Source organism: Leclercia sp. UBA7405 (assembly GCF_037152215.1).
Taxonomy (GTDB): domain Bacteria; phylum Pseudomonadota; class Gammaproteobacteria; order Enterobacterales; family Enterobacteriaceae; genus Enterobacter; species Enterobacter pneumoniae.
In genome coordinates this window covers 551,519-559,868 of sequence record NZ_JBBCMR010000003.1, presented here as the reverse complement: position 1 = coordinate 559,868, position 8,350 = coordinate 551,519, and the positions used below count along the sequence as shown (strand labels likewise).

Annotated in this window: 8 protein-coding genes and 1 rRNA gene; 1 reads left to right on the top strand and 8 read right to left on the bottom strand. The window is 51.5% G+C overall.

Annotation, left to right across the window (positions count from 1 at the left end):
* A 5S ribosomal RNA gene (gene rrf, locus WFN75_RS18015) occupies positions 1 to 113 on the top strand; the annotation flags it as partial.
* A gap of 116 nt (positions 114 to 229) precedes the next feature.
* Here the strand turns inward: rrf and WFN75_RS18010 are convergent.
* The 8 genes from WFN75_RS18010 to fis form a co-directional block, all read right to left on the bottom strand.
* Entirely contained in the window at positions 230 to 988 is a 759-nt protein-coding gene (locus tag WFN75_RS18010; protein WP_040073810.1) for an amino acid ABC transporter ATP-binding protein, read from the bottom strand.
* 7 nt (positions 989 to 995) lie between these two features.
* Positions 996 to 2,099, bottom strand: coding sequence for an amino acid ABC transporter permease (locus WFN75_RS18005; RefSeq protein ID WP_046885742.1), 1,104 nt, complete (start codon positions 2,097 to 2,099; stop codon positions 996 to 998).
* Positions 2,100 to 2,108: 9 nt separating this feature from the next.
* Entirely contained in the window at positions 2,109 to 3,290 is a 1,182-nt protein-coding gene (locus tag WFN75_RS18000; RefSeq protein WP_212476802.1) for an amino acid ABC transporter permease, read from the bottom strand.
* Positions 3,291 to 3,356: 66 nt separating this feature from the next.
* On the bottom strand, positions 3,357 to 4,382 hold the full coding sequence (locus WFN75_RS17995; RefSeq protein ID WP_046885744.1) for an amino acid ABC transporter substrate-binding protein: 1,026 nt from the start codon (positions 4,380 to 4,382) through the stop codon (positions 3,357 to 3,359).
* A 446-nt stretch (positions 4,383 to 4,828) separates the two neighbouring features.
* Complete coding sequence (locus WFN75_RS17990; RefSeq protein WP_040073814.1) at positions 4,829 to 5,050, bottom strand: lipoprotein; 222 nt, start codon at positions 5,048 to 5,050, stop codon at positions 4,829 to 4,831.
* 394 nt (positions 5,051 to 5,444) lie between these two features.
* The gene (locus WFN75_RS17985; RefSeq protein WP_336996605.1) at positions 5,445 to 7,520 is read right to left on the bottom strand and encodes a putative bifunctional diguanylate cyclase/phosphodiesterase; all 2,076 of its coding nucleotides are present in this window, start codon (positions 7,518 to 7,520) and stop codon (positions 5,445 to 5,447) included.
* 155 nt (positions 7,521 to 7,675) lie between these two features.
* Positions 7,676 to 7,840, bottom strand: coding sequence for a DUF2556 family protein (locus WFN75_RS17980; protein WP_040073816.1), 165 nt, complete (start codon positions 7,838 to 7,840; stop codon positions 7,676 to 7,678).
* 199 nt (positions 7,841 to 8,039) lie between these two features.
* Positions 8,040 to 8,336 (bottom strand): DNA-binding transcriptional regulator Fis, encoded by a 297-nt coding sequence (gene fis / locus WFN75_RS17975; RefSeq protein ID WP_000462905.1) that lies wholly within the window; start codon positions 8,334 to 8,336, stop codon positions 8,040 to 8,042.
* Positions 8,337 to 8,350 lie beyond the last annotated feature (14 nt).

Here is an 8,350-nt window from a genome sequence, read left to right as displayed (position 1 = left end):
GGCGGCTTTAGCGCGGTGGTCCCACCTGACCCCATGCCGAACTCAGAAGTGAAACGCCGTAGCGCCGATGGTAGTGTGGGGTCTCCCCATGCGAGAGTAGGGAACTGCCAGACATCAAATAAAACAAAAGGCCCCGTCTGACGACGGGGCCTTTTGTTTATGCATTATTGAATTAGCATTAATAAGAAAGGCCATCCTGACGGATGGCCTTTTATATTGGTATAAGGCGTTAATGGATTACTTGCGACAAGAAGGCGCGGGTACGTTCTGATTTAGGATGCGCAAAGAACTCATCCGGTGGCGCCTGCTCAACAATTTCACCACGATCCATAAAAATTACTCGGTCTGCTACCGTTCTGGCAAAACCCATCTCATGTGTAACGCATAACATCGTCATGCCGGATTGCGCCAGGCCAATCATGGTGTCCAGGACCTCTTTAACCATCTCCGGGTCCAGAGCAGATGTGGGTTCATCAAAAAGCATGATTTTCGGTTTCATACAGAGCGAGCGCGCAATTGCCACGCGCTGCTGCTGCCCGCCGGAGATCTGGCCCGGAAATTTGTGGGCATGCTCGGCGATACGTACACGTTCCAGATAGTGCATCGCCAACGCCTCGGCCTCCTTTTTCGGCATTTTGCGTACCCAGATGGGGGCCAGCGTGCAGTTCTGCAGAACAGTCAAATGGGGGAAAAGGTTAAAGTGCTGAAACACCATGCCTACTTCCTGACGGACACGTTCGACATTGCGAATATCTTCATTCAGCTCAATTCCATCCACCACAATCCGGCCCTGTTGATGCTCCTCCAGGTGATTAATGCAGCGAATCGTTGTTGATTTACCAGAGCCGGATGGCCCGCAAAGTACAATACGTTCCCCCTGTTTAACCTTCAGGTTAATATCCTTTAGCACGTGAAACTGCCCATACCATTTGTTCACATTTTCCAGCGTAATCATCGCGTCAGCGGGTGACATAGTAATCGGGTTCATAATTTCCTCAGTGCGGTGTACGCCCGGTGTTAAAGCGCTTTTCCAGATGCTGGCTATAGCGCGACATGCTAAAACAGAAGATCCAATATATAAGTGCTGCGAAAACATAGCCTTCGGTCGACATGCCCAGCCATGCGGGGTCAACCGTAGCCTGCTGCACGCTGCTGAAAAGATCGAACAACCCGATGATGATCACCAGGCTCGTATCTTTAAAAAGCGCGATGATGGTGTTAACCAGTCCAGGTATTACCAGTTTGAGCGCCTGGGGCAGAATGACTAAGCCCTGTGTTTTCCAGTACCCCAGGGCAAGTGACTCCGCTGCTTCATACTGGCCTTTTGGTAGTGCCTGTAACCCACCGCGGACCACTTCGGCAACATAGGCTGACTGGAACAGAACGACCCCCACCAGGGCGCGGATCAATTTGTCGATGGTCGTTCCTTCTGCCATAAACAGCGGCAGCATGACCGAAGACATAAACAAAACGGTAATGAGCGGTACACCACGCCAAAACTCGATGAAGATAACGGAGAGGATACGCACCACTGGCATGGTTGAACGACGGCCCAGCGCCAATAAAATACCGAGCGGTAGCGCGCCGGCGATCCCGACAGAGGCGATGATCAATGTTAACGTCAGCCCGCCCCACTGGCGTGTTTCCACGCGCTCCAGCCCCAGCCATCCGCCATACAGCAACCACCAGACTAAAATGGGATATACCACTGCCCAGCATGCGATGTACCGCCCCCGACGGGGGAGCTGTTTCATGAACATCGGCACAATGGAACACAGCCCAATGATTAAGGCGATGTTGATCCGCCAGCGCTGGTCGTGCGGATAGAGCCCGTACATAAACTGGCCGAAACGTTGATGAATAAATACCCAACAGGCTCCCTCTTTTGTGCAATCTGCGCGAGTGGTGCCCAGCCAGTTAGCCTGTAAGAAAGCCCAGTTCAGCAAGGGGGGGATCAACGTCCACATTAGCCATAAACAGAAGAGAGTCAGCAGGCTGTTACTCCAGGAGGAGAACAGATTCTTTCGTGCCCAGGCGATAAAACGCCAGCTTCCGATGCTGGACGAACGCGGGGCGTGAGACAGTACGGCTTTAGTCATCATGGCTCCTTAGCGCTCAACCAGCGCGATGCGGCGGTTATAGAGGTTCATCAACAGTGAAATTGTCAGACTGATAATCAGATAGACAGACATGGTGATGGCGATAGTCTCGATAGCCTGGCCGGTCTGGTTCAACACGGTTCCGGCGAACAGCGACACCATATCGGGATAGCCGATAGCGGCAGCCAGCGAGGAGTTTTTAACAATGTTGAGATACTGGCTAGTCAGCGGGGGAATAATCACTCGCATCGCCTGGGGGATGATGACCTGGCGTAGCGTTACCGGGTTAGGTATGCCCAGAGATCGGGCGGCTTCGTGCTGACCATAAGGAACGGCCTGAATTCCGGCGCGAATAATCTCGGCTATAAAAGCAGAGGTATAGATCGATAACGCCAGCGTCAGCGCTGCCAGTTCAGGAATTAGCACCATTCCACCGCGAAAATTAAACCCGCGGAGCGCTGGGACGTCCCAGTGTAACGCTGGGCCAAATATCCAGTGCGCCAGAAGCGGCAGAACAATAAGCAGTCCCAGAGTGACAGGCCAGGTGCGTCGTAACTGACCGGTTTTTATCTGATACGCGCGGTTATAGCGAAACAACCCAATGGAAATGGCAGCCACAATAACCAGCGCGGCGATAAATGGCAGTAAACCTTCGGCCATCTGCGGTGAGGGGATATACAACCCGCGGTTGCTTAAGAAGGCGAGCTCGAACGCATTAACAGCCTGCCGGGGGCCGGGCAGATTACGTAGTACAGCAAAGTACCAGAAAAAGATCTGCAACAGAGGGGGAATATTACGGAACGTCTCAATATAGATCGTCGAGATTTTACGCAGGAGCCAGTTATCGGACAGACGCGCCAGGCCCAGAAAAAACCCCAGGATGGAAGCAAGCACAATACAAAGCGCTGAGACCAGCAGCGTATTGAGCAGGCCTACAAGGAAAACGCGGCCGTAAGTGTCGCCCTCATCGTAATCAATTAAATGTTGGACAATACCGAACCCCGCACCACGGTCCAGAAATGCGAAGCCCGAAGTAATACCCCGATTGCTCAGGTTAGTAACGGTGTTATGAATCAGATAGATCGCGACGGCCAGTACAGCAAGAATGGCAAGGATTTGAAACAGCCATGCGCGAACTGCAGGATGAGAAAAAGAGAGCGCGCCTTTGACGGCTGAGCGGCGATGAAACATAGAAACCTCGGTAACCATGACTCTGGGCTGGGCACTGCCGCAGCAGTGCCCGTTACAGCAAAATGCTTAACGTACCGGCGGTGCGTATTGAATGCCGCCATTGTTCCAGAGGTTGTTCTGGCCACGCTTGATCTTCAGCGCGCTCTCCGATCCTACGTTGCGCTCGAAGATCTCCGAGTAGTTGCCCACCTTTTTAATGATGTTGTAGGCCCACTTGTTATCAAGCTTCAAATCTTTGCCGTAATCACCCTCTTTACCCAGCAGGTGAGCCATATCGGGAGTAGAAGGATTCGCGGCTTTTTCATCGACGTTTTTCGAGTTAATGCCCATCTCTTCTGCATTAAGCATGGCAAACAGCGTCCAGCGCACAATAGCGTTCCACTCATCATCACCTCGACGTACGACCGGACCCAGCGGCTCTTTTGAGATAACCTCCGGCAGAACAATCCATTCAGTCGGGTTGCTCAGTTTAATACGCAGGGCATACAGCTGAGATTGGTCAGAGGCCAGGGTATCGCAACGGCCAGACTCCAGCGCTTTAGCAGATTCGTCGGAGCGGTCAAACGTGACGGGGGTATAGTTCATCTTATTAGACTTGAAGTAATCGGCCACGTTCAGCTCAGTATCTGTACCTGCCTGAATACAGACTGTGGCACCATCCAGCTCTTTCGCGCTCTTCAGCCCTGCTTTATTGTGAGTCAGAAAGCCGATACCGTCGTAATAGGTTACGCCAGTAAATGTCATACCCATTCCTGCATCACGGGAGGAGGTCCAGGTGGTATTACGTGAAAGCAGATCCACTTCGCCGGATTGCAATGCGGTAAAACGCTCTTTCGCCGTCAGCGGGGTATATTTCACTTTTGTATCATCGCCAAACACCGCCGCGGCGACCCCACGGCAAACATCCACATCAATACCCGAGAATTTACCGCTGGCATCGGCATAAGAGAAGCCAGGTAACCCGTCACTGATCCCACACTGAACGAACCCTTTTTTCTTCACGGCATCCAGAGTTGCCCCCGCGTGAGCCTGGTTAGCGACTACGAGCATGACCGCAACGGCGGCCAGACTGGCTATCATCGTTTTTTTCATATTGCATCCTGTGTGGCGAGAATTATCGTTATAGTGAAGCGCTTATATACGCTTTAACCTGTCTGTGGCTATGGCCAACGTTTTCTAAGCAAACGCAATGCCAGTTTTTGCATTCAACGCAATTAACGAATACGCGATGCGTAATGCTGAGTGTAGACAGCAATAAATATTTCGAGCGCCCTGAAATGGTGCGAAATGACAACCTGCGCCACAATTTAGAGCAAAAGTTTGAATAAAACGTGATGAGGAAATAAAGTGATTTCTAAGGTGAATATTGGCAGGCGAGTTAATTTAAATAACTTGTGAATAGCATCACGCGGTTATTCTGATAAAAGATAAATAAGGCAAAAAAGATGTGAGCAAGAACTAAATATTAATTAACGCAAATGCGTAGCGGAAATTAGACGGGAAAAGCTAAAGCGCGGACAGCTGTCCGCGCTTCAGGATTATTTCGTCAGAGCAACGATACCCAGCGTCAGCCCGGCGAGAGCCGCGGCACCACCTGCGATCGCGCCAGCCGTTTCCCAGTTATCCTGAGTGGTTCCTTTCATGCAGGTGTTGGTGTGAACCAATCTGCCCTGGTCGTCATAGACCGGAACGCAGGGTGAATCATGTGCACAACCCGCGAGGAGTGCAGTAAGCAGGGCAACTGAAATGAATCTTTTCATGATCTTACCTCAAAATTAATTCTTACTTTACGATGCCATCAGCAAGTATTCCGCAAAGCAGGAGGCCATTTTACCATCGGTTTAAAGGGGCCATACAGGATGATTAATCTCAAATTATTTGGATTGTAAACTTCGTGGAGAAAAAGGGACTGCGGAGGCTTAATAATGGAGAGATTAGGGAGACACAATATCTGCTCTGGGCGAGCCTGATTTATTAACTGGCTAATCTATTAATTAATCTAAACAATGTTCTGTGACATTAATGAGGTCCGCGACATGCTCGCAAAGGTAAATTTTGACGTGCCAGCAATCTGTCGCAAAGCACACTGTCACCAGGGCTGCGTTAAATACGGGTCGCATTAAGGCGCCTTAGCGTGGCGCCTGTCGTTTAATGCTACGTAGAGAGCAGGGCTTGGGGATCGTGGCATAGCGAGGCAATGGTCTGCGGCGAGACAGGCCGTCCAAGCAGATAACCCTGCAATGTATTGCACCCCAGTTCGGTTAAGAACTCTTGCTGCTGCGGAGTCTCTACGCCTTCTGCCACCACCTTCAGATTAAGCGTTTTGGCCAACGCAACGATGGCCGAAACGATAGTTGCATCGTTACTCTCACCGCTGAGCTCTTTTACAAAGGCGCGGTCGATTTTGAGTTCACAGGCGGGCAACCGTTTTAAATAAAGCAGGCTGGAGTAGCCGGTGCCAAAATCGTCAATCGAGGCTTTTACCCCCGCCTGCGTCAGCTCGGTGAGTACCCTTACGCTCTCCTCCGGATTATTCATCGCCGTGGTTTCTGTCACTTCCAGAATCAGGGTATGCGGTGGAATATGATGGCGCGCAAGGCTGTTCATCACCGTCTCTACCAGTTGCGGTTGTTCAAATTGCAGCGTAGAAAGATTAACGGCCACCGACCACGTCTCGTGGCCTTGCAAATGCCACTCACGGAGCTGGCGGCAGGCCTCATCGATAACCCAGTTACCGATAGGAATGATAAGCCCGCTCTTTTCGGCGAGCGGCAGGAACAGGTCAGGTGAGAGCAGCCCGTCTACAGGATGATGCCAGCGCAGCAGGGCTTCAAAGCCGACCACGGGCCCCACTGGAGCCTTGAACTTTGGCTGATATACCAGTTTTAGCTCGTCACGTTCCAGCGCCATCCAGAGATCGTTCATCAGTTGGAGCTGTTTTTGCGCCAGGGTATTCATCGATGGCTGGAAGAAGTGATAGCCGTTTCGACCCATATGCTTGGTGTGATACATCGCGGCATCGGCATTGAACATCAATTCACGGGGGTTTTTACCATCGTGAGGGTAAAGGGCAATCCCGATACTGAGGGTCACATTCAGCTCATGAAGATCCAGGCTAAAGGGTTTATCGATAACATGAACCAGCGAGCTGGCCAGCGTCGCGGCATCGTCCGGGGCTTCGATCTCCGCGAGCAGGACAAACTCATCGCCACCAATACGCGCCAGAGTATATTGCCCTTTCAGCGGTTGCTTCATCCGCTCAGTGGCCGCGATCAGCAGTTTATCCCCGGCATCATGTCCCCAGGCATCGTTGACGGCTTTAAAGCCATCCAGATCCATAAACAGCAGGGCAAATGTCCGCCCTTCGCGATCGGCTTTGCTGATTGCCTGATCGAGACGGTCTTCAAGTAATACGCGATTAGGTAAACGGGTCAGGGTATCGTGTAACGCCAACTGGGCCAGCTCACGGTTAGCCTCCGCCAGCGATGACGCCAACAGAGCGGTGCGAGCCTGTAATCTGGCATCGAACATCGATACCAGCAGAGTAATACCGAGAATAGAAAGCGCCACAACGCTCACCAGCATGGCCAGCCAGCTGCCGTTCACCCCCTGGTGCTGCATATGCATCTGAACAGGGAACTGCGCGGCCATCATGCCAGTAAAGTGCATGCCGGCGATGGCGAGTCCCATCAGGATCGCCGCGCCAGCGCGCATGAGTGCAACCTGTGCGGCATCATGACGTAATCGGAAAGTGAGCCACAACGCCGCCAGCGAAGCGAGCATTGCAATCGCGACTGAGAGCACCACCCAGCGTATATCCCAGACGATTGCCGGTTCGACCTGAAGGGCCGCCATACCGGTATAGTGCATCGCCACAATGCCGGTACCCAGAATGAGCGCCCCCGGGAACAGTCGACGTAAGCGCAGTTGCTGCCGGCTGACGAACCAAAGGGCAAAGATCGATGCGCCAATAGCAATCAGCATTGAAACCAGCGTCACGAGCAGGTCATAGTTCATGCGCATCGAGACATCCATCGCCAGCATGCCGATAAAGTGCATGGCCCAGATTCCAATGCCCATAGCAACGCCGCCACCGGTCAGCCAGACGCGGGCTGCGGTTCCGGTACTGCCAGCCACCCGGCCGGCCATGTTCAGCGCAGTGTAAGATGCGAGGATGGCAACAACAAAAGAGATAACCACAAGGACTTGGTCGTAATGACTAACCAGCATGATCACTTCTACTCATACATAGTGAGGTATTCGGTTATACCGGGTAAGAAGGGGGGAGACATTATCATCCAATGGATACGCCTGAAAGGGTTTTAAGTCCGTACTTTTTTAGCGGGAATGTCGTGAGTTCGTCTCTTTTCACTGCATTTGGATGATTATTCCAAATCTGAACAGTTAATCAATTTAAGTGGATTAACGGAATCCATATTGCGGCACTTGTCAGTTTCCGTAGACATCATCTCGATCCACTGCATTAAAAGTGCATCAAAAAGAAAAATGGTGATTGCGAAGACAACGAGCCACCCATACTTACGGATCATGCGGATTTTTCCGGGAATAATTGACAAGAGTGCAGGAAATATACACGAAAAATAGCGGCTGAGAAGAGGGGAAGTCAGGCTTTACGTTTCTGCAGAGAAGAGGGGGATTGTCCGTCATATTTTGCCTGCGCGAGGCATAAAAAAGGCGCTTCCCCATGCCGAGTAGCGCCTTTTTAAACAAGCATTTAGCTAATCGAAATTAGTTCATGCCGTATTTTTTCAGTTTCTTACGCAGAGTACCACGGTTGATACCCATCATCAGCGCAGCGCGGGTTTGGTTACCGCGGGTGTATTGCATCACCATGTCCAACAGTGGCTGTTCAACTTCAGCCAGTACCAGCTCATACAGGTCATTAACATCCTGACCGTTCAGTTGAGCAAAATAGTTCTTCAGTGCCTGTTTAACCGAGTCACGCAGGGGCTTTTGGGTTACCTGGTCCTGAGAGTTAACGGTAGAAACGGTCAGTACGTCAGAATTTACGCGTTGTTCGAACATAGTTCTGTCAGCTC